The organism is Microbacterium testaceum (assembly GCF_029761935.1).
Lineage (GTDB): Bacteria > Actinomycetota > Actinomycetes > Actinomycetales > Microbacteriaceae > Microbacterium > Microbacterium testaceum_A.
On the sequence record NZ_CP121699.1, the window covers coordinates 2,888,135 to 2,915,133 of the forward strand.

Below are 26,999 nucleotides of genomic sequence, written 5' to 3' on the forward strand. Positions count from 1 at the left end.
CTATCGATCAGTATGCGTCAGGAATCATCGCTTTTCTCGAACGGATGCGAGCCCCATGCTGAGAGCATCCGAGGAAGGATCGCCATGTCGCTCACCGATGTCCCCGACACCACGTCCGGCACCACCCCCGCCGCACTCGTCTCTCCGCACGAGCTCGCCGACGAGGCGATCGCCCTCGTGCGCCGCTGGCTCACCGAGAGCCGCGACGAGCCCGTCGACGCCGCCGCCCAGCGCCTCGCCGGAGTGCTCCGCGACCCGCACGGCCTCGACTTCACCGTCGGCTTCGTCGACGGCGTCGTGCGCCCCGAAGACGTGCGCGTCGCCGCGCGCAACCTCGCCGCGCTCACCCCGCTCATCCCGGGCTTCCTTCCCCTGCACCTCAAGGCCGCGATCCGCCTCGGCGCCTTCGCCGCGCCGATCCTCCCGCAGGTCGTCGTGCCCGCCGCCCGCACGGCGCTGCGCTCGATGGTGCGGCACCTCATCGTCGACGCCACCGACCGCAAGCTCGGCGACGCCATCACCTCGATCCGGGGGCGGGGAGACGGCATCCGCCTCAACGTGAACCTGCTCGGCGAGGCGATCCTCGGCAAGAAAGAGGCCGCGCGTCGTCTGGCCGGCACCCGCAAGCTCCTCTCGCGCGACGACGTGGACTACGTCTCGATCAAGGTCTCGTCCACCGTCGCCCCGCACACGCCCTGGGCGTTCGATGCCGCCGTGGACGACGCGGTCGCCGCGCTCCGTCCCCTGTACCGGGTCGCGAAGGAGACGGGGACGTTCCTGAACCTCGACATGGAGGAGTTCAAGGACCTCGACCTCACCCTCGCCGTCTTCGAGACGCTGCTCGGCGAGCCCGAGTTCCACGGCGTCGAGGCCGGCATCGTGCTGCAGGCCTACCTGCCCGACGCGCTGGCCGCGATGATCCGCCTGCAGGAGTGGACCGCCGCGCGGGTGGCATCCGGTGGGGCGCCCATCAAGGTGCGCGTCGTCAAGGGCGCGAACCTGCCGATGGAGCGGGTGGATGCCGATGTGCACGACTGGCCGCTCGCCACCTGGCCCTCGAAGCAGGCGACCGACGCCTCGTACAAGGCCGTGCTCGACTTCGCGCTGCGCCCCGAGCACACCGCGAACGTGCGCATCGGCGTCGCCGGACACAACCTTTTCGACGTCGCGCTCGCATGGTTGCTCGCCGAGCGCCGCGGGGTCACCGGCGGCGTCGACGTCGAGATGCTCCTCGGCATGGCCACCGCGCAGCAGGCCGTCGTGCGTCGCACGGTCGGCTCGATCCTGCTGTACACCCCCGTGGTGCACCCGCAGGAGTTCGACGTCGCGATCGCCTACCTGATCCGCCGCCTCGAAGAGGGCGCGTCGAGCGAGAACTTCATGTCGGCGGTGTTCGACCTCGACACCCACGAGGCGCTGTTCTCGCGTGAGCGCGACCGCTTCCTCGCCTCGCTCGCCGACATGCCCTCGGGAGTGCCGGCGTCCAACCGCGTGCAGGACCGCACGGCTCCCGCCGCCCCCGCGCCGACGCACGGCTTCCGCAACACCCCCGACTCCGACCCGGCGATCGAGGCGAACCGCAACTGGTCGCGGGCGATCGTCGCGCGCATGGAGGAGTCGGCCCTCGGCGCGCAGACCATCGCCGACCACACGGTCACCGACGAGACCGCGCTGAACGCGGTGATCCAGGATGCCGCCGACGCCGCCGCGTCGTGGCGCGCGCTCGGGGCCGCCGGTCGCGCCGAGATCCTGCACCGCGCGGGTGACGCCCTCGAGAAGCGCCGCGCCGACCTGCTCGAGGTCATGGGCGCCGAGTGCGGCAAGGTCATCGAGCAGAGCGACCCCGAGGTGTCGGAGGCGATCGACTTCGCCCACTACTACGCCGAGCAGGCGCGCACGCTCGAGACCGTCGACGGCGCGACCTTCACCCCGGTCGGCGTGACCGTGGTCACCCCGCCGTGGAACTTCCCCGTCGCGATCCCCGCGGGCTCCACCCTCGCCGCGCTCGCCGCGGGCTCAGCCGTGGTCATCAAGCCCGCGGGCCTCGCCGAGCGCTCGGGCGCCGTCATGGTCGAGGCGCTGTGGGAGGCCGGCGTTCCGCGCGAGGTGCTGAAGCTCGTGCAGGTGTCGGAGAACGACCTCGGTCGCCAGCTGCTCACCCACCCCGCGGTCGAGCGGGTCGTGCTCACCGGCGCGTATGAGACGGCCGAGCTGTTCCGCTCGTTCCGCCCGGACCTGCCGCTGCTGGCCGAGACGAGCGGCAAGAACGCCGTGATCGTCACCCCCAGCGCCGACCTCGACCTCGCGGCGAAGGACGTCGCGATGTCGGCCTTCGGCCACGCGGGACAGAAGTGCTCCGCGGCATCCCTCGTCGTGCTCGTCGGATCCGTCGCGCGCTCCCGTCGCTTCCGCGACCAGCTCGTCGACGCCGTCACCTCTCTCGAGGTCGGCCTGCCGTGGGACGAGGTCTCGCGCGTCGGGCCCCTCATCGAGCCCGCCAACGGCAAGCTGCTGAAGGCCCTGACGAGCCTCGAGCCCGGCCAGCGCTGGGTGGTCGAGCCGCGGAAGCTCGACCACGACGGGTCGCTGTGGCGCCCCGGCATCCGCGAGGGCGTGCAGCCCGGCAGCGAGTTCCACCGCACCGAGTACTTCGGACCCGTGCTCGGCATCATGACCGCCGAGACCCTCGACGAGGCGATCGAGATCGTCAACGCGATCGAATACGGCCTCACCTCGGGCCTGCACGCGCTCGACGAGGCCGAGATCCAGCAGTGGCTCTCGCGCATCGAGGCCGGAAACGTCTACGTCAACCGCGGCACCACCGGCGCGATCGTGCAGCGTCAGCCGTTCGGCGGATGGAAGAAGTCGGCCGTCGGCGCGGGCACCAAGGCCGGCGGACCGCACTACCTGTTCGGGTTCGGAGAATGGGCGGATGCCGAGACCTCGGCGCCCCGCACGCCCGATGCCCTTGCCGCGCCGGCGTTGGCCGCGGTGCCCGCCGCCGACCGCGAGTGGGTGGCATCCGCCCTCTCGAGCGACGCCGCCGCGTGGGCCGAGGAGTTCTCGCTGGCCCGCGACGTGACCGGCCTGGAGTCGGAGCAGAACGTGCTGCGCTACGCCGCGGTGCCCGTGACCGTGCGCCTCGAAGACGCCTCCGAGGCAGCTCTCGTGCGCGTGGTCGCTGCGGGCGTCCGCTCCCGCTCGACGGTGACGGTCAGCTCGGCGCGCGAGCTCTCGCCCGCCGTGCGCGCGTGGCTCGAGGGCGTGGGAGTTCGGGTCGCGGTGGAGGACGCCGCGGACTGGGGTCGCCGCGCTGCGCGCCTCGCCCGCACCGGGGGCCGTGTCCGCCTGCTCGGCGGGTCGCCCATGGCTGTGGCCGAGGCGACGAACGGCTCGCCCTCGGTGGCCGTGTACGCGGGCGAGGTCACCCGTGCCGGGCACGTCGAACTGCTGCCGTTCCTGCGCGAGCAGGCCGTGTCGATCACGGCGCACCGCTTCGGCACCCCGCGCCGGTACGAGGTGCCGCCGCTGGTCGGCTGAGAACGGAGGAGGGCGGGGCCGTCGTGTGGCGGCCCCGCCCTCCGTCGTCCCGCCGATGTGCGGGATCCACGCGCTGACCACACCTCCCTCGGGAACGCGGATCGGGGCGCGTCGCGGCGCCTCGCGGGACGGAATGCAGGAGTTCTCCTGCGATCCGGCAGGTCTTCCCGCGGGAGCGAAGGTCGGCACGCTCGAGCGTGCGCACAACTCCTGCATACGGGCGCGGGTGAGGCGCTCATTCCGGCGGCGGGGGCGAAGTGCAGGAGCTGTGGCGGGGCTTCAGGCCGTGCCCGAGGCGTCGACGCGGCGCGCGGCCCGGCAAACCGACTCCGGCACCGGCGTTCCCGTCATCGTCTGCGGCGAGGTGACGGGGTCGCCGGCGACGACCCGCAACGGCAGCATCCCGGCCCAGACGGAGCGGTCCTCCCCGTCATCGTCGACCTCGACGAGAGAGCCGGCGTTGTCCTTCACGCTCGCCTCGGCCAGCGGGATGCGCAGCACCATCGTCGCGGCGATCTCGCGCGCGGTCATGGGCCGCACGTCTTCGCTGCGCCCCGGCATGAGGTGCTCCGACAGGGTGAGGAGAGCCACTTCCTTCTCTTCGGGAGGGACGACGGATGCCACCGCGTGCACGACCGCGCAGCGGTAGCGCATCGAGCTGTCGAAGAGCGAGCGAGCGTACTTCAGGCCCATCAGGTGCGTGATCGTCAGGCTCACCGGGGTTCCGGCGGCGATGCGGCGGAAGAAGTCGCTGCCGGTCGAGCCGTGCACGAGGAGGTCGTCGCCGTCGCGACCGATGCCCACCGGAAGGGCGACCGGGCGTTCGTCGCGGACGATCGCGAGGGTGGCGTACAGGGCCGTGTCGATCACGTCGTACAGGGCCGCGCGGTCGGTGCGCTGATGGTGGGCGCCGCGGCGGACGCGCGTCAGGGTGGTCAGGGGCAGGTCGGTCATGGGTTCAGTCCACGCGAGTTCGTGGTCCAGGTCATAGTCCGCTTTTCCCGCATTCTCGTGGACCAGTGACAGAATCCGAGACATGATCTCCGCCGGCATCCTGGATCGCGAATCGTCCGTGCCCCTGCACGAGCAACTCGCGCACAACCTGCGCGCGGCGATCCTGTCGGGACGCACCGGCGGGGGAGAGCCGGTCCCCTCGACGCGCGTGCTCGCCGCCGATCTCGGGATCGCGCGGGGGACAGCGGTGGCCGCCTACGAGATCCTCGCGGGGGAGGGTTACCTGGTGACGCGCGCCGGGAGCGCGACCGTCGTCGCCGAGGTCGTCGGCTCGTCGACCGGCCCGGTCCAGAGGGGCCCCCGGCCCTCGCCGGCGACGACTCCCACCCTCGTCGACCTGCGCCCCGGGCGTCCGCACACCGCGGGCATCGCCGACGCCGCCTGGCGCTCGGCGTGGCGGCGGGCGGGAGGCGTCGATCCGGCATCCGATGTCGACGACGTGCGGGGCGATCCGCTTCTGCGCGACCAGATCGCCCGGCATCTCGGACGCACCCGCGGGCTCGACGTGGTTCCCGACGAGGTCATCGTGACCGCGGGGACGAGCGATGCGGTGCTGCTGACGCTGCTCGCGCTCACGCCCCGGAACGTCGGTCGCCCCCTCCGCGTGGGCATCGAGAATCCGGGATACCCGCGCGTTCGTCGGGTCCTGCACCGGCTGGGGGTCGAGGCGGTGCCGTTCCCGGTGCGCCTCGACGACGGTCTCGATCTCGACGCCGTCGAGGCCCGCGCCGATCTGGACGCCCTCGTCGTCACCCCTCACCATCACTACCCCCTCGGAACGCGATTGGATGCCGCTGCCCGCGCGCGACTGCTCGCCTGGGCCGCGCGCACCGGCGCGGTGATCGTCGAAGACGACTACGACAGCGAGTTCCCCCACGGGCGGGCACCGCTGCCCCCGCTTCACCTGCTCGATCCCGCGCGGGTCGTCATGATCGGCACCCTGTCGAAGGTCCTCAGCCCGGCGTTGCGGAGCGGGTGGATCGTCGCCACCGGCGAGCTGCGCGATCGCCTCGTCGCGGCTCGGGCCGACCTCGACCCGCCGGTGTCGCAGGTGCAGCAGCGCGCGCTTGCCCTGTACCTCGGCGAGGGCGCGCTCGCGCGGCACACGGCCCGTCGCCGTCGCGACTATCGCCACCGGCGTCGGCTGCTGCTCGAAGCCTTCGCCGAGATCGACGGGGTGGAGCTCACCGCGACCGACGGTGGGCTGCACGCCGTGGTCATGTTCCCCGCGGCCGGGGCCGCGACCGAGCAGGACGTGGTCGACCGGCTCGCGGAGGCGGGCGTCCGCGTGGCCCCTCTCACCTCGTACGGGGTGCCCGGCGCCTCGACTGACCTCCCCGCGGGCATCGTCTTCGGCTACGGGGGTCCGTCGACGGTCGTCCTGACGGATGCCGTGCAGACCATGATCTGCCTGCTGACGCGTCGGGACGACCCTCGCGATTGACGCCCGCTACCGACCGAGGATCTCCAGCGCCGCCATCGCCGCGTTCTGGCCGCCGATGCCGCTGACCGCCCCGCCGCGCTGGGCGCTCGAGCCGCACAGCAGCACGCGCGCGTGCGGGGTCGCCACGCCCCAGCGGTCGGCGGGGGAGTCGGCCGGTGCCGAGAGCCAGGGCCACGACAGCGCGCCGTGGAAGATGTCGCCGCCGATCATGTTCAGCGATTCCTCGAGATCGCGTGTCGTCCGAGCCTCGATGCACAAGCGACCGTCGGGTGCCCGCAGGATGCAGTCGCGCAGGGGCTCGGCGAGGACGGAATCGAGCGAGGCCTGCGCGGCCGCGAGCAGGCGGGCGCCGGCGGCCACGGCATCCGTGTCGTCGATCAGGCGATGCGGAACCTGCAGGCCGAACATCGTGAGCGTCTGCGCGCCCGATGCCCGCAGTTCGTCGCCGAGGATCGACGGATCGGTGAGCGAGTGGCAGGAGATCTCGACCGGGAGCGGCTCGGGGATGAGCCCTCCGGATGCCGCCACGTGGGCGGCATCCAACTGGGTCATCGTCTCGTTGACGTGGAACGTGCCCGAGAACGCGGCCTCGGGGGTCACCGACTCGTCCCGCAGACGGGGCAGACGCGAGAGCAGCATGTTGACCTTGACCTGCGCCCCCTCGGGCTCGTCGGCGCCGGTCGTCGCGGCTCCGCCCGCGGTGAGGAGCCGATCGAGCACGGCGCGGCCGACACCGCTGAGCACGAGGTTCCCGTGGAAGACCTCGGAGCGGTCGGTCATGGTGTGCACGTCGCCGTCGGGTGAGATCGAGACGACCTCGACCCCCGTGACGATCTCGGCCCCCGCTTCGCGGGCCGCGCGCTCGAGCTCGGCCGTGACGGCGCCCATGCCGCCCACCGGGACGTCCCAGTCCCCGGTTCCGCCGCCGATCACGTGGGAGAGGAAGCAGCGGTTCTGCGCGAGCGAGGGGTCGTCGGACGACGCGAACGTGCCGATGAGGCCGTCGGTGAGGGCGATGCCCCGCACCAGGTCGCTGTCGAACGAGGACCGCAGCAGATCCCCCAGGGGCCGGGTCGTCAAGGCATCCCACAGCTCGTCGTCGCCCACGCGCCCGCGCACCTCGTCAGCGGTGGGCAGCGGTTCGGTCATCGTGGGGAAGACGGCCCTCGCCACCGGGGCGAGCCGGGCGCCGAACGCCGCGAAGCGTTCGGCCTCAGCGGCGTCGCCGGTCGTGCGCGCGAACGACGCGGCGGTCGCCTCGGCATCGTGGGTGTCCACCAGGATGCCGCGGGTGGGATCGGTCGGGTCGGGCGTGTAGGAGGAATAGCGTCGACGACGCAGCTCGAGGCGGAGCCCCAGATCGTCGATGATCTGCTGCGGCAGCAGGCTCACGAGGTACGAGTAGCGCGACAGTCGCGCATCGACCCCCGCCCACGGGCGCTCCGACACGGCGGCGCCGCCCACGGCATCCGATCTCTCGATCACCACCACGCGTCGCCCTGCCCGGGCGAGATAGGCCGCGGAGACGAGGGCGTTGTGCCCGCCCCCCACGATGACGACGTCGTACCGGCGAGAATCCGAAGCGGTCATGGCCCCACGCTAACCACGGGGACGAATTCGTCGCAGGGGGTGGCGCACGTAGCCTGGATGCCATGACTTCCGCAGCCGACCTGCTCGAGATCGCCACGCGTATCGCTCGCGAGGCCGGGGAACTGGCCCACCGTCGGCGCCGGGAGGGGGTGACCGTCGCTGCCACCAAATCGGCCGCCGCCGACATCGTCACCGCCGCCGACCGGGAGGTCGAGGCCTTCATCCGCGCCGAGCTCGCGCGCGAGCGGCCCGACGACGGCTTCTTCGGCGAGGAGTCCGGGGCCGAAGAGGGCACGAGCGGCATCACGTGGGTCGTCGACCCCATCGACGGCACCGTCAACTACGCGTACGGGATCCCGGCGTGGGCCGTGAGCATCGCCGCCGTCGAGGGGACTGCCGAGACCGCGGCGTGGACCGCGCTCGCCGGGGCCGTGTTCAACCCCGTGACCGGCGAACTCTTCCGGGCCTCACGCGGTGGGGGAGCCTGGCTCGGCGACCAGCGCCTCGCGGTCAGCGAGGTGGGGCCCGCCGGAGGCCTCGTCGCGACCGGTTTCGGGTACAACCCCGAAACGCACGGCCCGGCCCTGGCGCAGCTCTCGCGCGTCATGCCGATCGCCCGGGACGTGCGCCGTATCGGCGCGGCCTCCCTCGACCTGGCCTCGGTGGCCGCCGGACGCGTCGACGCCTACTACGAGCGCGGGACGCAGCCGTGGGATCACGCCGCCGGCGCGCTGCTGGTGGCGGAGGCGGGCGGGACCGTCGGAGGCGCACCCGGAGGCCGGCCCGGAAACGGCATGGTGATCGCCGCGGGACCGGACTTCTACGACCGTCTCGAGCCGCTGCTGGACTACGAGCGCTGACAGAGGGTCTGCTCATGGCATTCCCAGACCAGCCGAGGTAGGGTGTTTACCAGTTCGTTATCTTCCGCAACCCGAACCTGCGGAGATGGCCAAGCCCCCCAGCCCGAAGCCGTCGCTTTTCGCGACACGACACGAGAGCCCTTCCGCGTTGCCGTCAGAAGCCTCTGAGACTGAGCCCGCCGCCACCCGGCGGTCTCGTCGCCCCCTCCCCACGCCCGCTCCCGAGACGACCCCCCGGCTGACCCGAGCCGAGATGCGCCGTCGCTCCGCGAGCGAGACCCCCGTCGCCACGCTCGACGCCCCCGCGTCCTCCCCCCAGGCCGCCGACCCCGCCCCGGTCGACGCCGAGGCCGCCTCTCAGCCCGAGCTGATCGAGAGCGTCGCCGCCGCGGTCGTCGGGACCGTCATCGCCGCGACCATCGAGCCCACCCTGCCGTCGAGCGACACCGCCGCGACTCCCGCCGAGCAGACCCCGGATGCCGCGTCCTCCGACGCCCTCGAGGTCACCGTCGTCGACGAGCAGCGTCGTTCCGACGACGTCGCCGTGATCCTGCAGAGCGCGGACGGCGCCGTCGCGACCACCCCGGTGTCGCTGCCGACCTCTCCCATCACCCTTCCCGCCAGCCGCCGCGCGCGTCGTCGCCCCCAGGCGTCGGTCATCCTCGACTCCACGGTCGACGAGACCCCCGTCGTGGCGGAGCCGGTCGCTGAGTCGGTGTCCGAGCCCGTCGCGCGCCAGACGCCGAAGCCGGTCATCGCGCAGCCCGCGATCGAACAGCAGGCCGCCGCCGCGGACAGCGCCGACGAGACGGCCGCGGACGAGTTCGCGACCGCCGCGCGCCTGTTCTCGTTCACCGGCGAGACGCCCACACAGCAGGCGGCGCCGGTCACCCCGGCTCCCGAGCCCGTCTCGGAGGGTCTGCCCGCGGCAGCCGCCCCCCGCACCCGCCGCAACGTCCGCCGCATCGCGGCGACGTCCTTCTCGGTCGGCGTCATGGGCGTCGTCGGACTCCTCACGGTCGGCATGACCATGCCCGTGAGCGCCATCGCCTCGGCGAGCGGCACCGACAGCATCACCGCCCCCGCGTCCGACACCGCGACGACCCGTCTCGCGGTCGGCGGAGACGTCGCCTCGGCCGACGGAGCGATCCAGGCCTACGTCGCGCCCGCTCAGTCGCAGGCCGCGGTCGTCGACCGCGCCGACGGCTACAGCGCCACCACGTACTCCAAGATGGCCGTCGACTCGGGCATCAAGTACCCCACGAACTTCTACGTCAACGACCCGACGGCGCCCATCCAATGGCCCTTCGCGGTCGGCGTGTCGATCTCGTACGGCTTCGGCATGCGCGACGGCGGCTTCCACGAGGGTGCGGACTTCGTCCCCGGCGAGGGCGCGCCCGTGCAGGCGATCGCCGACGGCACCGTCCGTATCGCAACCGAGCAGGGCGGCGCCTTCGGCGTGACCGTCCTGATCGACCACGTGATCGACGGTCAGCTCGTCTCGAGCCGCTACGGACACATGCAGTACGGCTCGCTCCAGGTCACCCCGGGCGAGAAGGTCCACGTCGGACAGTTCCTCGGACGCACCGGCAACACCGGTCGCTCGTTCGGCGCGCACACGCACGTCGAGATCCTGCAGAACGGCACGACCCCGATCGACCCGATCGCGTGGCTGCGCCAGCACGCCGGCGGCTGACCTCGATTCGTAAGAGAGTGTCGAGGTCTGATATTCTCTTCTAGTTGCCCGGAGCGATCCGGGTACGCCCCGATAGCTCAGTGGCAGAGCACTTCCATGGTAAGGAAGGGGTCGTCAGTTCAATCCTGACTCGGGGCTCAAGGCATCCTCATCGGAATCCTGGATGCCGTGCGGCGGGGTAGCTCAGTTGGTGAGAGCGCACGACTCATAATCGTGAGGTCGCGGGTTCAAGCCCCGCTCCCGCTACAGATTCTTCGCGAAGCCGTCCTCCGGGGCGGCTTTCGTTTTGTCGCCGCGGGACCGTGTGGCTGCCGCCGCGTACCCCGATAGGGTGAGCCGCGTGAGTGGTTCGGGAGAGTTCATCCAATCCCTCGCTCGCGGTCTCGAAGTGACCCGGGCGTTCGACGCCGAGAACCCGGCGCTGACGCTCAGCGACGTCGCCCGTCGCGCCGATCTGACCCGTGCCGCCGCCCGCCGCTTCCCTCAGACGCTCGGGACTCTCGGCTACGTGCGTGCCGACGGTCGGGTCTTCTCGCTCACGCCGCGCGTCCTCGAGCTCGGTTTCAGCTAACCTCCGCGCTGTCGCTGCCGGCGCTGGCTCAGCCGCACCTCGAGCGCCTGTCGCGCGAGGTGCGGGAGAGCGTCTCGTCGGCCGTGCTCGACGGCGCCGACATCGTCTACGTCGCCCGCGTCCCCACGCGACGGATCATGACCGTCGGGATCACGATCGGTAGGCTCGCGGGTCTGCGCCCCGCCTTCCGTCAGGGCGGGTCGGTCACCGCGGGCGACTCCTCGCCCATCAACGATGGCGCCTCGGCCGTGCTGTTGGGCGCGGAAGGGGCGATGGACGCCGAGCCCCTGGCCCGCATCGCCGGCCGGGCCGCGTTCGGCAACGACCCCGACGTGTTCGGTGTGGCCCCCGTCGAGGCGGCCAACCGCGCCCTCGCGCGCGCCGGAAGACGTGGGCCGACGTGACCTTCGTCGAGCTCAACGAGGCGTTCGCGTCGCAGACGCTCGCGTGCGCGAAGCTGTGGACCGAGCTCGACCCGGCTCGCCTCAACGAGAACGGCGGGGCGATCGCGATCGGTCACCCCCTCGGCGCCTCGGGCGGCCGCATCATCGCGCGCGCGGCCCACGAGCTGAAACGCCGCGGCGGCGGCGTCGCGGTCGCGGCGATCTGCATCGGCGTGGGGCAGGGCCTCGCGGTGGTGCTCGAGCGCTGAGCCCGCCGCCGCGGCGTCCGTGTCACGAGAACAGGCGATGCGCGGGGAACAGGACGATCCGCGCCATGTCGACCTGTTCTCTTCGCCCACCCTGTTCTCGTGACGGGCCGTTTCGCTCGGCTAGGACTCCTCGGCCCAGCGGTCGCGAGGCCGATCGTCGTCTTCGTCGCGGGCATGCCCCGGGGTGGGCCACTCCAGCTGGAAGCCGCACTCGCGGCACTCGTCGGCCCCGCCGCCCTGTTCGAGCAGCGGGTGCATCGTGACACCGCACGAGGGGCAGATCGGCTGCGCGCCGTTGTCGTAAGGGTCTCTGTAGGTCATGGCCGTCCCGCTCGTCATCCGTCCCCGGGGTCAACCCGTATCCCGGCCGACGTGTTCCCGCGTGAGCGGCCCCGGCCCTCCACCGCAGGCATAGGCTCGGCCCATGCCGTTCTCCCGTGCCGCTGCGGACCCCGGTCCGACAGTGGGCACCGCATGACGGCATCCGCCCCCGCTCCCGACCCGCGCCGCTGGCGCGCTCTCTCGGTGATGCTGATGGGGCAGTTCGCCGCCCTCCTCGACGTCAGTGTGACGAACGTGGCGCTGCCGTCGATCGGGCGCTCCACCGGAGCGGGCGCGAGCGAGCTGCAGTGGATCGTGACGGGGTACGTGTTGGCCTTCGCGCTCGTCCCGGTCATCGGTGGGAGATTGGGCGATCAGCGTGGGCGGCGGCGCATCTTCACGATCGCCGTCCTCGGGTTCGTCATCGCGAGCGCCGCCGTGGGTCTCGCCCCGAACGCGGGCCTGCTGATCGCGGCGCGGGTCGTCCAAGGGCTCTTCGGGGGAATGATGGGGCCGCAGGTCTCGGGTTTTATCCAGAACGCGTTCCCCGCGTGGGAGCGGGGGCGCGCCTTCGGGCGGCTGGGGCTGACGGTCGGTGCGGGAACCGCCCTCGGCCCGGTCATCGCGGGTCTCGCGATCGCGGCGGGAGGGCCCGAGATCGGGTGGCGTCTGGTGTTCTTCATCAACGTGCCGGTCGGAATCGCCGCCGTTCTGCTCGCTCGGCATTGGGTCCCGGCCGACGAGCCGTCCTCCACGACATCCGGTCGGCGCGTCGACGTGCTCGGCGCGATGCTGCTCGGTGCGGGCGTGCTGTGTCTGCTGTTCCCGATCGTCGAGACGGGGCAGAGCGGCGGCCCGCTCACGCTTCTCCTGCTCCTTCCCGCCGCGGGCTTCCTCTTCGCGCTCGTGCGTCACGAGGCGCGTTTGACGAGGGCGGATGCCGGGCCGCTTCTCGATCTGCGCCTGTTCCGCGTCCGGTCCTTCGTCACGGGTGTCGTCTTCGCGGTCGTCTTCTTCTGCAGCAACACCGGGATCCCGCTGGTGCTCGCGCTGTACTACCAGAACGGTCTCGGCTTCACCGCGCTGCAGTCCGGCCTCGGCGTCACGGCGTACGCGATCGGCTCCGTCGTCGGGGCTCCGGTCGCGGGGCGTTTCGTCTCACGGGTGGGGCGACCGCTCCTCGTCGGTGCCGTCGCGGTATTCACGAGCGTCACGATCGTCCTCGGACTGCTGGTTCAGGTCGGGGCCGAGGCGACGGACCCGGTGGGGGTCATCCTGCGCCTGTGCGTTCCCCTCTTCGTCCTCGGCATCGCGGGCGGCGCGATCGTCACGCCGAACCAGACGTTGACCCTGGCCGACGTCGATCCCCGGCGGGGCGGCGTCGCCGGCGGAGTGGTCCAGACGGCTCAGCGGGTGGGGTCCTCGATCGGTCAGACCGTCCTCGGCACGGCCTTCGTGCTGGCGGTCGCCGGTGGGGCGGGCTCCGCAGGAGCGGGCTCCCCGGCGGGAGATCCGGCGACATTCGCCGACGCTCTCACTCTCGCACTCGCGGTGTCGGTGGTCTTCTCGGGCTCGGCCATCCTGCTGAGTGCGATCGAGGTGCGTCGGCACCGGAACGGCTGACGCGCCCCGCACGCGGGACGCTAGCGTCGAGGGATGCACGCCACCTCCGCCCGGCTGGGCCTGGGCCTCGCCGCCGTCGGTCGCCCCGCCTACATCACGACCGCGCGGGACAGCGACCTGGGCGACCCCGCGGAGCGCTCGGTCGAAGCCCTGCGCGAGCGCGCGCACGAGCTGCTCGACGAGGCCTGGGCACTCGGCATCCGGTACGTCGATGCCGCCCGCTCCTACGGCCGGGCCGAGGAGTTCCTCGGGTCGTGGCTCGACGCACACCCCGAGCGCCGCGCCGAGTTGACGATCGGGTCGAAGTGGGGCTACGAGTACGTCGGCGGATGGAGGATGGATGCCGCCGTGCACGAGCGCAAAGAGCACTCGGCGGCCATGTTCGACAGGCAGTGGCCCGAGACGCTCGCGGCGCTCGGCTCCGCTCCGGATTACTACCTGGTCCACTCCGTGACCCCGGAGAGCTCCGCCCTCGGCGACGAGGAGGTGCTGGGCAGACTCCGCCGTCTGCGCTCGGACGGGGTGCGCGTCGGACTGTCCACGAGTGGACCGCACCAGGCGGCCGTCATCCGCGCCGCCCTCGCCCTTTCGGATTCGCCGTTCTCGGTCGTGCAGTCCACCTGGAATCTGCTCGAGCCCTCCGTGGCTCCGGCGGTGCAGACCGCCCACGACGCCGGCTGGACGGTCGTGGTCAAAGAGGTCTTCGCCAACGGCGAGCTCGCCCACGCCGAACCCGGGAGTCGCCTCGAGGCGTCGGCATCCGGCCTGCCCGTGGACGTCTTCTCGCTCGGCGCCGCGCTGGCGCAGCCGTGGGCCGACGTCGTGCTCAGCGGCGCCACGACGACCACGCACCTGCGACGCGGCGCGAGCGCGCGCCCGACCGCCGCCCCGGCGGACCTCACCACGGACCCCGTCGACTACTGGCGTCGGCGCTCGGAACGTCCCTGGCGCTGAGCCGGGCTCAGGGGACGCAGTTCAGCGTGGCGACCGTGCCCGAGACGTTCGCCCACGACGTGGCGATCGCGGTGGCGAGGACCGATCCCGACGAGGACCGGGCCTGCACGTACCCGGCGGATCGCGCGTTGGCGATCGAGCGCACGGTGATGCCGGGCGAGTAGGTGCCGCAGTACGAGAACGAGACCCGCGTCCCCGAGAGGCTCGATCCGCTGAAGGCGCAGACGTTGCCGTCGGCGCAGCTTCCGACCGCCCGCTCGTGCTCGGATGGGGCGTCCATGGTCATGCCGAGCTCGGGCCACTCCGCGTGATGCGAGTCGATGACCACCCCGCCGGGGATCTCGGCGAGAGCCGCGGCGATGTCGGGGTGCAGATCGTCGGTCGTGGTCATTCGGAGTCCGCCTTTCTGTCGGAGACGTCCCAGAGGGTGTAGTCGGTGATCGAACCGGCCGGGAGTTTGAGGTTCGGATTGTCGGCGAGCAGTTCGGACTCGAAGCCGACGATGCGCCCGGTGTCGGCCGAGAGCAGCAGCGTCGCCTCGGAGGTGGTCAGCCCGGACGGCACCGCGGCGAGACCGACCACCGGACGACCCAGCCGATCGAACGCCGACCCGACGACCCGCAGACCCGGAGCCTGCGCGACCACCTCGAGCAGGGCCGCCTGCTGCGGACCGGTGAGCGTCCACTCGCCCAGAAGCGCCCGGGCGCCGAGCATCGCGTCGCCCGCCGTCAGCTGGTCTCCGGCGCCGGTCGACGTGAGCACGAGTGCCCGCATCGCCTCGACGGTGGGCTCGGGGGCGGTGGGGGAGAGCGGCGAGAACTGGTTCTGAACGAATCGGAGGTCGCCGACCACGGTCCCCGGCGTCGGCTCGCCCGCGGGCACCGTGTCGCCCGCCGCGTTGGTGGCCTCGGCGGCGGTGGTCACGACCGAACCGGAGAGGTTCTCGTTCCACTGCACGTCGATCCACTCGCGGCGGAACACCGTCGCGTCGGCCTCGTCGGGCGAGCCGCTGAAGTACCAGCCGAGCGACAACGATCGCCGCTCGGGGGAGGAGGGGCCGGAGCCGTCCGTCAACCGTTGCTGCGCCTGCGCGATCACCTCCGACGCGTCCTCGGAGATCGAGGTGAACGCGAGCGGTTGGGGAGTGAGAGCGGATGCCGGGGAACTCGGCATCCAGAGGACTCCGGTGACGATCGTTAGGACCAGGACGACGACCGCGGCGGCCGAGCCCCAGACGGCGTAGACGGGTCGGCGGCGCGCTCGTGGAGCCGTTCTCGCGAAATCGCGAGCCCGTCGCTCGGCGGCGAGGGGGATCGGTGCGTCGAGGGGCGTCTGCGCGGGATCGAGTCGGCGCAACGCGCGCGCGAGGTCATCGTCGTTCATCGAGCACCTCCTCGGCGGACAGGGGCCCGTCGGACAGGAGCGGGCGGAGTTTGGCTCGGACGCGATTCAGGCGCGTCCACACGGTCCCCGCGCTCGCCCCGACGACGACACCCACCTCGGCGGCCGAGAGGTCCTCCCAGTAGGTGAGCCAGAGGATCTCGCGCTCCTTCTCGGAGAGTGCGCGGATCGCGTCGACGAGCCGATCGATCATCTCGCCCTCCGACGCGTTCGAGAGGGTGCGCACCTGGTCCTCGATGTGCGTCCACAGTGCCCCCTCTCGGTCTCGTCGTCGGTATTCGTTCGCGATGAGGTTCCGCGCCGTGCGGTACAGCCACGGCAAACCGAACGGCTCTCGCGGATCGCGCTTGCGCCACGCGATCTCGAAGCATTCCATCGTGAGGTCGTCCGCAGCCTCGCGGTCCGACACGCGTCGTTCGATGAATCGCCGAACGGCGTTGTAGTGCTCACGGAAGAGCGCCACGAAATCCGCGTCGTCCGTCACGGCTGTCTTTCCTCGTGCGTGTACCGGGGCTGTGTCGGGGCGGTCGCGGACCTTACAGAAGAAGGCGGAAAAAGAATTTTCGGACCGTGTGTAAGGAAAGGTGCGCGGCGGACACGACATATGCGGGGGTGGGTGCCGACTCCGGCTTCGAGAAGGCACCCATACGCCCGTCGTCCGATGTTCGGGTCTGACGACGACGGGCGAGGGGTTGCGCCGCTTGGGGGCGGCGCAACCCCTCGGATCTTCGTCATGCGATCCAGAATGGCAGAGACGGGCAGTGCCCCGAGACGACGCCGGGGTGCTCAGTCGGGGGCGACCAGCAGATTCGTGATCCGCGCCGTCGCGATGAGGCGGTCCTGGTCGTCGACCACACGGACGTCGTAGGTGGCCAGCCGGCGACCGCGATGAGCGGGCGTGGCTGTGGCGTGGATGCAGCCCCCGGTCGCGCCACGATGGTGCGTGATGTTCAGGTCGACGCCGACGCACACCATGCCGAGCATCGACGCGTGGATCATGGCCGCCCACGAGCCGACGGCCTCGGAGAGCGCGGCCGTCGCGCCACCGTGCAGGCGGCCGAGGGACTGCGTGTTGCCCTCGACGGGCATCCACGCGCAGACCCGATCGGCCGACTGTTCCGTCACGGTGATGCCCAGCCGGTCGTCGAGGGCTCCGGGAACGATGGTCCAGGGCGTCATGGGTTCTCCTTCGGGCTCCCTCTTGTCGGGGGCGTGTCCCTCTGACACTATTACTGAACGCTCGGTCGGTAACAGGTTCTGGTCGAGTCCTCACACCCTGCCCCACAGAACGACGGAGTTCTCATGGCCTCGCTGACCTCGGCATCCGCCCCTGCCACCGGGATGAAACGAGAGGAACGGCGCGTTCTCGCCGGCACCCTCGTGGGCACCTCGATCGAGTGGTACGACTTCTTCATCTACGCCCAAGCGGCCGGGCTCGTGCTCGCGCCGCTCTTCCTCGCACCCCTCGCCCAGACCGACCCGGCCATCGCGCAGGTGCTGTCGTTCGCGACGATCGGCATCTCGTTCCTCTTCCGCCCGCTCGGCGCCGTCGTGGCCGGCTGGCTCGGCGACCGCCTCGGCCGCAAGAAGATGCTCGTGCTCACCCTCATCATGATGGGCGTCTCGACGGCCCTCATCGGCGTGCTGCCCACCTACGCCGCGATCGGCGTGGCCGCCCCCGTCCTGCTCATTCTCCTGCGCGTGCTGCAGGGCTTCTCGGCCGGTGGCGAGTGGGGCGGCGCGGCGCTGCTCTCGGTCGAGCACGCCCCGGTGAACCGCCGCGGCTACTTCGGCGCCTACCCGCAGATCGGTGTGCCGGTGGGCATGATCCTCGCCACCGCGACCCTGTGGATCCTCACCTCGTCGATGTCGGCGGAGGCCTTCCTCGCGTGGGGCTGGCGCGTGCCGTTCCTCTTCTCGATCGTGCTCATCGTGGTCGGATACGTCATCCGCCGCGCGGTGGAGGAGAGCCCCGTGTTCGAAGACCTCGTGCGCCGCCGCAAGGAGTCGTCGGCTCCGCTCGGCCAGCTGTTCCGCAAGAACTGGCGCCAGGTCGTCCTGACGGCATTCGTCTTCATCGGCAACAACGCCGCGGGCTACCTGCTGATCGCGTTCTTCGCGACCTACTCCGTCTCGGCGCTGGGCATGGATCGCCCGACCGTGCTGCTGGCCACGACCCTGGCATCCTTCGGCTGGCTCGGCTTCACCCTGTGGGGCGGCCGACTCTCGGACCGTCTCGGCCGCGTGCGGACTTTCCAGCTCGGCTACCTGCTGCTGGCCGTGTGGGCCGTGCCGATGTGGTTCCTTATCGATACCGCGAACATCGTCTGGTACTTCGTCGCGCTGTTCGTGATGACGCTCGGCCTCGGCCTGTCGTACGGACCGCAGGCGGCGCTGTACGCCGAGATGTTCCCCGCGAACGTGCGGTACTCGGGCGTCTCGATCGGCTACGCCCTCGGCGCGATCATGGGCGGAGCTTTCGCCCCGATGATCGCCGAAGCGCTGCTGCGCTCGACCGGCGCCTCGTGGACCATCGGTCTGTACATCGCCGTCGCCGCGCTCATCTCGCTCGGCGCCGTCTCGCTCATCAAAGAGACGAAGGGCGTCGACCTGAGGGCGTGATCCCGGATGCCGAGAGGCGGCCCTGCGCGTGGCGCGGGCCCGCCTCTTCGCGCGACGACCGTCAGGCGGTGCGCAGGCCGTCGAGGGCGATGCGCACGATGTCGGCGCCGAGACGATCGCCGTCGACGCCGCCGCCGGGACGGTACCACTCGACGACGGAGTTGATCATGCCGAACAGCAGGCGGGCGGCGACCGCGGCATCGACGTCGTCGCGCACGCTCCCCTCGGCCTGGGCTTCGGCGACGAGGCTCGTCACGCGATGGTCGAAGACGCGGCGACGCTCGAGCGCGGCCTGCTCGACGGCGCTGTTGCCCCGCACCCGCAGCAGGAGGGTCACCGCGGGGAGCTGCGCGACGAGCACGTCGGTCGCCCCCGTGAGCACGAAGCGCAGGCGATCGGACGCCGCACCCTCGCGCGCGCCGGGCTCATCGAGGACGGCCTCGAGACCGCCGAGTGCGGCCTCGAGGGCCACCGCCAGCAGTTCCTCCTTCGAAGAGAAGTGGTGGTAGAGCGCCGACTTGGTCAGCCCGAGGCGTTTGGCGAGGTCGGCGACGCTGGTGGCGTCGTACCCCTGCTCGTTGAACAACTGCACGGCCACGGCGAGCAGTCCCTCGCGGTCGTAACCCGGGCGACCCCGACGCGCGGGCGCGTCTTCCCTCGCACCCGAGGGGTCGGCGGTCTGCGGGGTCGTCACGGGATCGGCGGGCACGGATTCAGTGTGTCACTCCAGCAGGGCGGGGGAGTCCGCGTGCAGCAGAGCGCGCGCCGCGTTGCCGATCACCGCGCTGTAGGTGGGGTACGCGAAGCGCACTCCCGCGAGCGTCGACACGTCGATGCCGGCCGCCATCGCCGTGGTCACCGACTGGATGACCTCGACGGCGTTCTCGCCCACCGCGTGCGCCCCCAGCACCAACTCGCGGCGACGGTCGGCGATGAGCATGAGGAAACCGCGCTCGCGGTCGTCGATCACCGCGCGGTCGAGGTCGGCGAAGCGGACGGTCGCCACGACGCACGAGGGGTCGCGGTCCCGCGCCTGCTCTTCGGTCAAGCCGACGCCCGCGTAGTCGGGATCGGTGAACCCGCCCGCGGGCAGCAGGTGGTGCGGGGTGCGCCGGTTGGCGCCCAGAACGGCGTTCTCAGCCGCCGCTTCGCCCTCGAACTGCGCCGCCTGGACGAGCATGTCGCGGCCGTTCGCGTCGCCGACGGCGAGGATGTGCGGAACGATCGTCCGGAAGTAGCGGTCGACCGGGATGGCCGAGCGCTCCACCTCGACGCCGACGTTCTCGAGGCCGAGGTCCTCGACGTCGGCGGGCCACCCGGTCGCCATGATGACGACGTCGACGTCGACGGTCCGAGAGGAGCCGTCCTCGCTCCAGGCGAGGGTGAGCGATCCGTCGGCGGCACGGTCGATGCGCTCGACCGTCTCGATCCCGGTCCGCACGTCGACGCCGTGCTCCGAGAGAGAATCGGCGATCACCCGGGAGATGGCGGCGTCGGATGCCATGAGCACACGCGGTGCGACATCGAGCAGGGTGACCTCTGAGCCGAAGGAGCGGAACACCGTCACCAGCTGAGCGCCCGTGTTGCCGGCGCCGATGACGGCGACGCGGCGGGGCAGCTCGGTCAGGGTGAGCACGTCCTCGGGGACGGTGGCGAGCTCGGCTCCGGGGATCGGCAGGCGACGGGAGTGCCCGCCCACGCAGATCAGGATCGACTCCGCACGGATGCGGCGGCCGCTGTCGAGCACGAGCGTGTGGTCGTCGGCGAAGCGCGCCCGGCCCTCGTGCACCAGATCCACCCCGGCGTGCGCGAAGCGCTCGGCCTCGCGCTTGATAGAGCGCACGGCATCCACTCGCTCGTGCACCCTCGACACCACCGCCGACCAGTCGACGTGGGGTTCGTCCACGACGATGCCGTAGTCGTCCGCGGAGCGCGTCTCGCGCATGAGGCGCGCGGCCTTCGCGAGCACTCGCGTGGGAACGCAGCCCGTGTTGACGCAGGTCCCGCCCACGCGGCCGGCTTCGAGGACGACCACGGAGGCGCCGAGTTCCGCCGCTCGCAAGGCGGCGGCCGTGCCCGCGGGGCCCGCTCCGATCACGGCGATGTCGTAGCTGTCGGCGTCGTGGCTCACGGCGGTCCTCCCGGGGATCGAAGACCTCAGTCAATCCCGTCGCGAAGGTCGGACCGTGGGGCTTGCGTCGCCGCTCAGAACCCCTCGTAGATCTGGGTCGCCGTCAGGCCCGTTCCGCCGAGCGCGTGGACGCCGGGGGCGGGGTGCAGCTCGAAGCTCTCTCCGTCATGGAGGAGGACCGCGGTGTAGTCGCCCCGCGTGTCGAGCTTGAGCTCGAATCGTCCCGTGTCGATGAGTCGGAGGGTGACCACCGCACCGCTGCGCGCGACGAAACTGACCTCTTTCTCGCGGGCGTTCGGGAGGGGGATGACCGGCTCGTCCGCCGCGGGCGTCGGCGAAGCGGGGGGAGTCTGTGCGTCGGCGTCCATCCGGCGAGTCTGTCATGCTCCGGATCCCGGGTGCCGTCGCACCCGGGTCCGACGTCAGCGCGCGTCGCGCCAGGAGTGTTGCGGGTCGAATCCGAGCAGGCGGCGGGCCTTGTCGATCGACAGCAGCGTGGTGTTCTCACCCAGATCGCCGTGCGTGGCGACGCCGGGGAACACCTCGGCGACCAGCTCGGCGTTGGGCCGCGTCATGACCGTGTCGGCCGCAGCGATGATGAAGGTGTCGAAGCCCGCGGGCGCTGTCTCGAGGGCGCGCTGCACGGCTTGCGCACCGTCACGCGCATCGATGTAGCCCCACAGGTTCCACTTGCGGGTGCGGGCGTCGTCGTCGAAGGGGAACTCCGCGTAGTCCTCGGGGACCATCACGTTCGAGAACCGCAGCGCGGTGACCGACAGCTCGGGGTTCCAGCGCACGAGCTCCACCGCCAGGCGCTCTTCGAGCGTCTTCACGAGCGAGTAGACCGACTCGGGTCGCGGTGCGTACTCCTCGTCGACCGGGATGTACGGGGGCGGCACGTCGAAAGGAAGACCGAGGACGGTCTCGCTCGACGCGGAGACGATCTTCTGGATGCCGAGACGTGTCGCCGCCCAGAAGACGTTGAAGGTGCTCGCCATGTTGTTGTGGAAGGTCGCGATGTCGGAGCGGATGCCGGGTGCCGGGATCGCCGCGAGATGCACGATGGCCTCGAAGCCGTCGTGCTGGTCGTTCACGGCGGTGAGGGCGTCGATGACCTGGCCGTAGTCGGTGAGGTCGACCTGGACGAAGCCCGGGCCGCGTTCTCCGCGGACGTCGAGGCCGATGACATCGTGGCCGGCGGCACGCAGCTCGCGGGCGACGACCGAGCCGAGCTTTCCGGACGAACCGGTGAGGGCGATGCGCATGAGTGTCCTTCTGGATCGGGGATGAGCCGACAATAGCGGCGGCTTCCGACATCCATCGAGCGGGTTGACGACCCGCGACGACGACGAAGGCCCGCGGGAGCATGTCCCGCGGGCCGGGGCGACGTCAGTGGACGCGCGCCTCTTCGTCGTCGTCGGTGTCATCGCCCGGGATGAAGACGTCGACGACCGTCACGTTGATCTCGACGGCCTTCATGCCGACGATCTCGGTGATGGCCTTCTCCACGGCCGAGCGCACGTTCGCCGCGACCTTCTGGATGCGCTCGGGGTACTCCACCTGGATCGCGATGTCGGCGGCGACCTCGGTCTCGCCGACCTCGACGCTCACGCCCTGCGCGTAGTCCTTCGCCCCGACGGCCTGGCGGATGTTGCCGATGACGCGGGCTGCTCCTCCGCCGAGGGCGTGGACACCGGGAACCTCGGCCGCGGCGATGCCGGCGACCTTGGCCACGACGGCGTCGACGATGACGGTCTTGCCGGCGTCGGTACGGGTCGAGGTGGGGAGGGAGGAGTTCTGTGCCATGAGGAAGGTCCTTTCGTCAAGATCCCGGAGCGTTCCGACCCCGAGGTGTTTCGCTATATGGACGAGCCCGGTTCGTGAAACGTCACGGGTCGAGCCTGAGTGATTGCTGACAGGAACCTCGATGCCCTCTTTGACCTCCGCCACCGACGCTTTCCTCGCGTCGCGCGCGGCCGACGGCGACCAGCTCGCCTTCGGGGTGCTGGTGCGTCGGCATGCGCCGTTCCTCGTCGCGTTCGCGACCAGGCTCACGGGCTCGCGCGCCGACGCCGACGATTGCGTGCAAGAGGCCCTCATCACGGCGTGGCGGCGTCTTCCGGATCTCACCGATCCCGAGAAGGTGCGAAGCTGGCTGACGACCATCGTGTCGCGCAAGGCCACCGACCGCTTGCGTTCGCGCAAGATCTCCGAAGAGATCGACGAGGAGATGGTCTCGGGTCGCGATGACCCGGAGCGCGCGGTTGTGGCATCTTCTCAGATGGACGCGCTCAAGAAGATCCTGGGCGAGTTGCCCGAGGACCTCCGCGTGGTGTGGGTGCTGCGCGAGGTCGGTGGGCACAGCTACGACGAGATCGCCGTCGAAGTGGGCGAGTCCGCCGCCACCGTGCGCGGGCGCCTCGCGCGAGCGAGGAAAACGGTTCTGGAACGCATGGAGGAGTGGAGGTGACCCCAATGAGCGAGACCAACGACGACATCGGCGGGTCGGGACACTCCCTCGAAGACCTCTCCGCGTACCTCGATCGCGGACGCATCCCCCGTATCCCCGCGATCGAGCGCAACGCCGAGTGTCAGGCGATTCTGGCGTCGATGGAGCGGATGGGACGGCTCTCCCGCGAGATCGTGGAGGAGCAGGCGGCCGAGCCGATCTCGGAGTCCTGGTACGACAACATCATGCGCGAGGTCATGCGCGAGTTCCGAGCCGGCCGCGACATCCCCCTCGCGCGCACCGACGACGGGACCGAGCTGGTCGTCACCGAGGGTGCGCTGTACGAGCTGATCCGCACGGTCGGGGACGGCATCGAGGGGCTGATGGTGGGGCGAGTGCGCCTCGACCAGCCCGAACCCGATGCTCCCCTCGATGTGCGGGTCACCGTCAGCGTGCGTTTCGGACGCGCGATGAACACGGCGGTCGACGAGATGCGCGACGGCATCCGCTCGGCCATCGAACGACACGGCGACCTTCGGGTCGGACGAGTGGATGTCACCGTCGGTGACGTGCACCTCGACGAGGGGGAAGACCGATGACGACCATCTCCGCAGCGGAGCTCGCCCCGCGCATCGATCTCGCCGTGACCGCCGTCGAAGGCGTGCGGGAATGCTACTCGGCCCGCCCCGTCGTGGCCCGCGCGATCGAGCACGTGGCCGACGTCGAGGGCTCGCTCGCCGAGGTCGAAGAGACCGGCGGCGCGCGCGCCATCACCGTCTGCATCGGCGTGTCCTCCGACGACGATGCGGCCGTCGTGGCCGCCGCCGTCGCGACGGCGGCGCGGGGCGCGGGTGACGACGAGGTCCCGTCCTCGGTCCGCGTCCGCGTGGCGCGACTGGTCGCACCCCGCTCCTGAGGCATCTCTCGGCCAAGGGACGGCGAACCGGCTTACGCTGGAAGCACCGCCCACTCGTCCCCGGAGGCCGAATGTCCACGCCGCCCGTCATCGCCGTCACCGGATCCACCGGAGCTGTGGGGGGTCGGGTCGCACGAGACCTCGCCGCCCGTGGCATCCCGCAGCGTCTCGTCGTGCGCGACGCGTCGCGTGCGCCGTCGCTCGAGGGAGCCGAGGTGCACGTCGCGCGCTATTCCGACGCGGATGCCGCCCGCACGGCCCTGCGGGGAGTCGACACGTTGTTCATGGTGTCGGCGTCGGAGACCGCCGACCGCGTCGAGCACCACCGCACCTTCGTCGAGGCCGCCGCGGAGGCGGGCGTGCGCTCGATCGTCTACACGTCGTTCTTCGCCGCCGCCCCGGACGCCGTCTTCACCCTGGGGCGCGACCACGCCGCCACCGAGGAGATCATCCGCGGATCGGGGATGCGCTGGACGTTCCTGCGCGACAACTTCTACATGGACATGATGGAGCTCTTCGCCGGCGATGACGGCGTGATCCGCGGTCCCGCGGGCGACGGGCGCTGCTCGCTCGTCTCGCGCGCCGACGTCGCCGCCACGGCGGTCGCAGTTCTGCTCGATCCGGCCGCGCACGCCGACGTGACGTACGACCTGACGGGGCCCGAGGCGTTGACCATGACCGAGGTCGCCGAGAAGATCTCGGCGGTCCGCGGCCACCGCGTGCGCTTCGTCGACGAGACGGTCGAAGAGGCGTACGCCTCGCGGGCCGCTTACGGCGCCCCGCGCTGGCAGGTCGATGCGTGGGTGAGCACGTACACCTCGATCGCGAGCGGCGACCAAGCCGCCGTCTCGGGCGATGTCGAGCGCGTTACCGGCCGCCCGGCCCAGAGTTTCGAGGAGTTTCTCGGCGCCGTGTCGTGACGCGGGCTCCTCGGGTATGCTGACGGCGTGCTGACCTGTCGCTGTTGTCGCTGAACGCCCCCGCGTTCTTTTTCGACGACCCCGTCAGCCGCGCCCGCCTCGGGCGCACCAACCTCCAGGACTCCATCGTGCGTTACGCCCAGAGCGTCGCCGACCTCGTCGGCAACACCCCCCTCGTCCGTCTCTCCCGCGTCACCGACGGCATCGCCGCCACGGTGCTCGCGAAGATCGAGTACTTCAACCCCGGCGGCTCGGCCAAAGACCGGATCGCCGCGAACATCGTCGACGCCGCCGAGCGTGACGGTCTGCTGCAGCCCGGCGGAGTGATCGTCGAGCCCACCAGCGGCAACACCGGCGTCGGCCTCGCCCTCATCGCGCAGCAGCGCGGATACCGTTGCGTCTTCGTCGTGCCCGACAAGGTCGCCGAAGACAAGCGGGCGGTGCTGCGGGCGTACGGTGCGGAGGTCGTCGTGACCCCCACGAACGTCGAGCCCGACGATCCGAACTCGTACTACAGCGTGTCGGACCGCCTGGTGCGCGAGATCCCCGGCGCTTTCAAGCCCAACCAGTACGCCAACCCGAACGGTCCGCGCAGCCACTACGAGACCACCGGTCCAGAGATCTGGCGCGACACCGAGGGGCGGCTCACCCACTTCGTCGCCGGCGTCGGCACGGGCGGCACGATCACCGGCACCGGCCGGTACCTCCGCGAGGTCGCCGGGTCGGCGGTGCGCATCGTCGGGGTCGACCCCGAGGGCTCGATCTACTCGGGTGACGACATCCACGGCTACGACGTCGAGGGCGTCGGCGAGGACTTCTGGCCCGCGGCCTTCGATCCGACCCTCGTCGACGAGTACGAGCGCGTCTCCGACGCCGAGTCGTTCGAGATGACCCGCCGGCTCGCTCGCGAAGAGGGGCTGCTCGTCGGCGGCTCCAGTGGCATGGCGGTCGTCGGTGCCCTGCGTGTCGCGCGGGAGCTGCCGGCCGACGCCGTGGTCGTCGTCATCCTTCCCGATCACGGTCGCGGCTACCTCAGCAAGATCTTCGACGACGACTGGATGATCGAGCGCGGCTACGACGTTGCACCCGTGGCATCCCTTCTTCCGACCCCTTCCGAGGAGCACCCCGCATGAGCACCCACGACGCCGCCCGCGGCTTCGACAGCCTCGCCGTCCACGCCGGTCAAGAGCCCGACGAGAGCACGGGGGCGGTCATCCCGCCGATCCACGTCTCGACGACGTACGCGCAGGACGGCATCGGCGGGCTCCGCGGCGGCTACGAGTACGGCCGCAGCGGCAACCCCACGCGGACCGCGCTCGAGACGCAGATCGCCGCCCTCGAGGGGGGCGCTCGCGCGCTGTCGTTCGCCTCGGGGCTCGCCGGCGAAGACGCGCTGCTGCGCGCCGCGCTCCAGCCCGGCGACGAGGTGCTGCTCGGCAACGACGTGTACGGCGGCACCTATCGCCTGCTCGCGCGGGTGCTCGGCCCGTGGGGTGTGAAGCTGCGCGTGGTCGACATGAGCGATCTGGATGCCGTGGCATCCGCGATCGAAGAGCGCGCCCCGCGCATGGTCTGGGTCGAGACCCCCAGCAACCCGATGCTGCGCATCACCGACATCGCCGGCCTCGCCACCCTTGGCCACGCCGCGGGTGCCCTCGTCGTGGTGGACAACACCTTCGCCTCGCCGGCCCTGCAGCGGCCGCTGCCGCTCGGTGCCGACGTCGTCGTGCACTCGGCGACGAAGTACCTCGGCGGGCACAGCGACGTCGTCGGGGGAGCGCTCGCGTTCGCCGACGCCGACCTCGCCGAGAAGGTGCAGTTCCTGCAGTTCGCGGCGGGCGCGGTGTCGGGTCCCTTCGACGCCTACCTCACCACGCGCGGCATCAAGACCCTCGCGGTGCGCATGCAGCGGCACAGCTCGAACGCGCAGGCGGTGGCCGAGCACCTGCTCGCCCACGACCGCGTCGCGAAGGTCTACTACCCGGGTCTGCCCTCGCACCCCGGTCACGAGCTGGCGGCGCGGCAGATGAGCGGGTTCGGCGGCATCGTGTCGCTCGAGCTCGCCGACGGCGCGGCCGCCCGCCGCTTCGCCGAGTCGACGCGCCTGTTCACCCTCGCCGAGTCGCTGGGAGGGGTGGAGTCGCTCGTGAACTACCCGGATGCCATGACCCACGCCTCCGTCCGCGGCACCGAACTCGCGGTGCCCGAGACCATCGTCCGCCTGTCGGTCGGCATCGAATCGGTCGACGACCTGGTCGCCGACGTGGACCAGGCGCTCGCGGCTCTCTGAACCGC

Annotated in this window: 26 protein-coding genes, 2 tRNA genes and 1 pseudogene; 17 read left to right on the forward strand and 12 right to left on the reverse strand. The window is 71.2% G+C overall.

The features are described 5' to 3' along the window. Positions 1 to 84: 84 nt before the first annotated feature. Positions 85 to 3,540: a bifunctional proline dehydrogenase/L-glutamate gamma-semialdehyde dehydrogenase gene (locus tag QBE02_RS13835; RefSeq protein ID WP_279366239.1), complete on the forward strand. Its 3,456-nt coding sequence runs from the start codon at positions 85 to 87 to the stop codon at positions 3,538 to 3,540. A gap of 279 nt (positions 3,541 to 3,819) precedes the next feature. Here QBE02_RS13835 and QBE02_RS13840 read toward each other — a convergent pair whose 3' ends face one another. After that, entirely contained in the window at positions 3,820 to 4,494 is a 675-nt protein-coding gene (locus QBE02_RS13840) for a pyridoxamine 5'-phosphate oxidase family protein (protein ID WP_279366240.1), read from the reverse strand. A gap of 82 nt (positions 4,495 to 4,576) precedes the next feature. Between QBE02_RS13840 and QBE02_RS13845 the strand changes: the two genes are divergently transcribed. Next, positions 4,577 to 5,998, forward strand: coding sequence for a PLP-dependent aminotransferase family protein (locus QBE02_RS13845; protein ID WP_279366241.1), 1,422 nt, complete (start codon positions 4,577 to 4,579; stop codon positions 5,996 to 5,998). Positions 5,999 to 6,004: 6 nt separating this feature from the next. On the opposite strand, the gene QBE02_RS13850 is transcribed toward QBE02_RS13845, so the two are convergent. Further along, positions 6,005 to 7,588, reverse strand: coding sequence for a phytoene desaturase family protein (locus QBE02_RS13850; RefSeq protein ID WP_279366242.1), 1,584 nt, complete (start codon positions 7,586 to 7,588; stop codon positions 6,005 to 6,007). 62 nt (positions 7,589 to 7,650) lie between these two features. Here QBE02_RS13850 and QBE02_RS13855 point away from each other — a divergent pair, with 62 nt between their 5' ends. From QBE02_RS13855 to QBE02_RS16260, 6 genes and pseudogenes are all read left to right on the forward strand, one after another. Continuing rightward, on the forward strand, positions 7,651 to 8,448 hold the full coding sequence (locus QBE02_RS13855; RefSeq protein ID WP_279366243.1) for an inositol monophosphatase family protein: 798 nt from the start codon (positions 7,651 to 7,653) through the stop codon (positions 8,446 to 8,448). 253 nt (positions 8,449 to 8,701) lie between these two features. Then, positions 8,702 to 10,144, forward strand: coding sequence for a M23 family metallopeptidase (locus QBE02_RS13860; RefSeq protein WP_279366244.1), 1,443 nt, complete (start codon positions 8,702 to 8,704; stop codon positions 10,142 to 10,144). Positions 10,145 to 10,210: 66 nt separating this feature from the next. Continuing rightward, positions 10,211 to 10,282: transfer RNA gene (locus QBE02_RS13865), tRNA-Thr, on the forward strand. Positions 10,283 to 10,316: 34 nt separating this feature from the next. Then, a tRNA-Met gene (locus QBE02_RS13870) sits at positions 10,317 to 10,390 on the forward strand. A gap of 58 nt (positions 10,391 to 10,448) precedes the next feature. Further along, positions 10,449 to 11,005: pseudogene (locus QBE02_RS13875) on the forward strand (helix-turn-helix domain-containing protein); the annotation flags it as partial. A gap of 110 nt (positions 11,006 to 11,115) precedes the next feature. Further along, positions 11,116 to 11,367: a hypothetical protein gene (locus QBE02_RS16260; protein ID WP_431844569.1), complete on the forward strand. Its 252-nt coding sequence runs from the start codon at positions 11,116 to 11,118 to the stop codon at positions 11,365 to 11,367. 120 nt (positions 11,368 to 11,487) lie between these two features. Here the strand turns inward: QBE02_RS16260 and QBE02_RS13885 are convergent, their stop codons facing one another. Beyond that, positions 11,488 to 11,688 (reverse strand): zf-TFIIB domain-containing protein, encoded by a 201-nt coding sequence (locus QBE02_RS13885; RefSeq protein WP_279366245.1) that lies wholly within the window; start codon positions 11,686 to 11,688, stop codon positions 11,488 to 11,490. A 153-nt stretch (positions 11,689 to 11,841) separates the two neighbouring features. Between QBE02_RS13885 and QBE02_RS13890 the strand changes: the two genes are divergently transcribed. Further along, positions 11,842 to 13,311, forward strand: coding sequence for an MFS transporter (locus tag QBE02_RS13890; RefSeq protein ID WP_279366246.1), 1,470 nt, complete (start codon positions 11,842 to 11,844; stop codon positions 13,309 to 13,311). 33 nt (positions 13,312 to 13,344) lie between these two features. Continuing rightward, positions 13,345 to 14,265 carry an aldo/keto reductase gene (locus tag QBE02_RS13895; RefSeq protein WP_279366247.1) on the forward strand — a complete coding sequence of 307 codons (921 nt, stop codon included), beginning with the start codon at positions 13,345 to 13,347 and terminating at the stop codon, positions 14,263 to 14,265. 7 nt (positions 14,266 to 14,272) lie between these two features. On the opposite strand, the gene QBE02_RS13900 is transcribed toward QBE02_RS13895, so the two are convergent. The 4 genes from QBE02_RS13900 to QBE02_RS13915 all read right to left on the reverse strand — a co-directional run bounded on the left by QBE02_RS13900 (position 14,273) and on the right by QBE02_RS13915 (position 16,845). Further along, entirely contained in the window at positions 14,273 to 14,656 is a 384-nt protein-coding gene (locus tag QBE02_RS13900; protein ID WP_279366248.1) for a hypothetical protein, read from the reverse strand. Next, positions 14,653 to 15,648: a hypothetical protein gene (locus tag QBE02_RS13905; RefSeq protein WP_279366249.1), complete on the reverse strand. Its 996-nt coding sequence runs from the start codon at positions 15,646 to 15,648 to the stop codon at positions 14,653 to 14,655. The genes QBE02_RS13900 and QBE02_RS13905 overlap by 4 nt, the downstream gene beginning before the upstream one ends. Further along, positions 15,635 to 16,150 carry an RNA polymerase sigma factor gene (locus tag QBE02_RS13910; protein ID WP_074695471.1) on the reverse strand — a complete coding sequence of 172 codons (516 nt, stop codon included), beginning with the start codon at positions 16,148 to 16,150 and terminating at the stop codon, positions 15,635 to 15,637. Before QBE02_RS13910 ends, QBE02_RS13905 begins: the two co-directional genes overlap by 14 nt. Positions 16,151 to 16,452: 302 nt before the next feature. Then, positions 16,453 to 16,845, reverse strand: coding sequence for a PaaI family thioesterase (locus QBE02_RS13915; protein ID WP_279366250.1), 393 nt, complete (start codon positions 16,843 to 16,845; stop codon positions 16,453 to 16,455). 123 nt (positions 16,846 to 16,968) lie between these two features. On the opposite strand from QBE02_RS13915, the gene QBE02_RS13920 reads away from it, so the two are divergent. Beyond that, positions 16,969 to 18,288 carry an MFS transporter gene (locus QBE02_RS13920; RefSeq protein ID WP_279366251.1) on the forward strand — a complete coding sequence of 440 codons (1,320 nt, stop codon included), beginning with the start codon at positions 16,969 to 16,971 and terminating at the stop codon, positions 18,286 to 18,288. Between the two features lie 61 nt (positions 18,289 to 18,349). Here the strand turns inward: QBE02_RS13920 and QBE02_RS13925 are convergent, their stop codons facing one another. The 5 genes from QBE02_RS13925 to QBE02_RS13945 form a co-directional block, all read right to left on the reverse strand. Then, entirely contained in the window at positions 18,350 to 18,997 is a 648-nt protein-coding gene (locus QBE02_RS13925) for a TetR/AcrR family transcriptional regulator (RefSeq protein ID WP_279366252.1), read from the reverse strand. A 12-nt stretch (positions 18,998 to 19,009) separates the two neighbouring features. Next, a complete protein-coding gene (locus tag QBE02_RS13930; RefSeq protein WP_279366253.1) occupies positions 19,010 to 20,419 on the reverse strand; it encodes a dihydrolipoyl dehydrogenase family protein in 1,410 nt (469 codons plus the stop codon). Between the two features lie 74 nt (positions 20,420 to 20,493). Then, on the reverse strand, positions 20,494 to 20,787 hold the full coding sequence (locus QBE02_RS13935; protein WP_056223872.1) for a hypothetical protein: 294 nt from the start codon (positions 20,785 to 20,787) through the stop codon (positions 20,494 to 20,496). A 54-nt stretch (positions 20,788 to 20,841) separates the two neighbouring features. After that, on the reverse strand, positions 20,842 to 21,684 hold the full coding sequence (locus tag QBE02_RS13940; RefSeq protein ID WP_279366254.1) for an NAD-dependent epimerase/dehydratase family protein: 843 nt from the start codon (positions 21,682 to 21,684) through the stop codon (positions 20,842 to 20,844). A gap of 124 nt (positions 21,685 to 21,808) precedes the next feature. Further along, positions 21,809 to 22,225, reverse strand: coding sequence for an Asp23/Gls24 family envelope stress response protein (locus QBE02_RS13945; protein WP_279366255.1), 417 nt, complete (start codon positions 22,223 to 22,225; stop codon positions 21,809 to 21,811). A gap of 121 nt (positions 22,226 to 22,346) precedes the next feature. On the opposite strand from QBE02_RS13945, the gene QBE02_RS13950 reads away from it, so the two are divergent. From QBE02_RS13950 to QBE02_RS13975, 6 genes are all read left to right on the forward strand, one after another. Further along, positions 22,347 to 22,889: an RNA polymerase sigma factor gene (locus tag QBE02_RS13950; protein ID WP_056223866.1), complete on the forward strand. Its 543-nt coding sequence runs from the start codon at positions 22,347 to 22,349 to the stop codon at positions 22,887 to 22,889. Between the two features lie 5 nt (positions 22,890 to 22,894). Continuing rightward, positions 22,895 to 23,467, forward strand: coding sequence for a hypothetical protein (locus QBE02_RS13955; RefSeq protein ID WP_279366256.1), 573 nt, complete (start codon positions 22,895 to 22,897; stop codon positions 23,465 to 23,467). Further along, positions 23,464 to 23,784 (forward strand): hypothetical protein, encoded by a 321-nt coding sequence (locus QBE02_RS13960; RefSeq protein ID WP_279366257.1) that lies wholly within the window; start codon positions 23,464 to 23,466, stop codon positions 23,782 to 23,784. The genes QBE02_RS13955 and QBE02_RS13960 overlap by 4 nt, the downstream gene beginning before the upstream one ends. A gap of 71 nt (positions 23,785 to 23,855) precedes the next feature. Beyond that, positions 23,856 to 24,704 (forward strand): SDR family oxidoreductase, encoded by an 849-nt coding sequence (locus tag QBE02_RS13965; RefSeq protein WP_056223861.1) that lies wholly within the window; start codon positions 23,856 to 23,858, stop codon positions 24,702 to 24,704. 44 nt (positions 24,705 to 24,748) lie between these two features. Beyond that, a complete protein-coding gene (locus QBE02_RS13970) occupies positions 24,749 to 25,837 on the forward strand; it encodes a pyridoxal-phosphate dependent enzyme (protein WP_279366258.1) in 1,089 nt (362 codons plus the stop codon). Next, positions 25,834 to 26,994 (forward strand): cystathionine gamma-synthase, encoded by a 1,161-nt coding sequence (locus QBE02_RS13975; RefSeq protein WP_279366259.1) that lies wholly within the window; start codon positions 25,834 to 25,836, stop codon positions 26,992 to 26,994. Before QBE02_RS13970 ends, QBE02_RS13975 begins: the two co-directional genes overlap by 4 nt. The last annotated feature ends 5 nt before the right edge of the window (positions 26,995 to 26,999 follow it).